The following is a 632-nucleotide window of genomic DNA, read 5'->3' as shown; positions in this document are numbered from 1 at the left end:
TTGTCCAGATCGAATTGAGTCCACTCGGCCTGACGCAACTCGCCCGGACGAACGAAGAGCATCGGAGCGAGTTTCAACGCGCATTGGACTGGGAACGTGCCAGCGAACGCATCGGAGGCGCGCAGCATCTCGCCGACCTTGACCGGATCGGTGATCGAGGCGAAATGCGTTGTCGCGGGCGGCGGAATCGCGCCGATCAGATCGCGGGCAGGGTCCGTCTTGCAGTGACCTTCCTTGATGCCGTATCGAAACACGCGGCTTATCTCGCTGCGCACGCGATGCGCAGTGAAGCGCGCGCCGCGCTCGTCGATGCGTTTGAGCACGGCGAGGAGTTCGGGCGCGTCGATCGCGGTAATGGGCCGCGTGCCAAGCCACGGAAACACGTCGTTGTTGAAGCGCGCGAGCGTCTTGTTGTACTGGCCGATATCGACCAGAGCCTTGCGTTCGTCCATCCACGCGAGCGCCACCGCCTTGAACGAGTTCGACGCGGCGAGCAGGGCGGCGCGCTTGTCGTCTTTCTTCGCTTCGCCGGGGTCGATACCGTGCGCGAGTTTTTCGCGCGCGTCGTCGCGCTTCTTGCGCGCCGCCGCCAGTGATACGTCGGGATACACGCCGAGCGCGAGGCGCTTCTC

At 64.4% G+C, this 632-nt stretch carries 1 protein-coding gene; it reads right to left on the bottom strand.

Annotated features, from left to right (window positions below; all coding sequences use genetic code 11):
- Nucleotides 1–632, bottom strand: a 632-nt coding sequence (locus AWB75_RS36535) for a tyrosine-type recombinase/integrase (RefSeq protein ID WP_143746711.1), incomplete at both ends; no start/stop codon positions are given.

The organism is Caballeronia catudaia, from assembly GCF_001544755.2.
GTDB lineage: Bacteria > Pseudomonadota > Gammaproteobacteria > Burkholderiales > Burkholderiaceae > Caballeronia > Caballeronia catudaia.
Note: the sequence above shows the minus strand (reverse complement) of the source record. Positions and strands in the feature narration are given on the sequence as shown.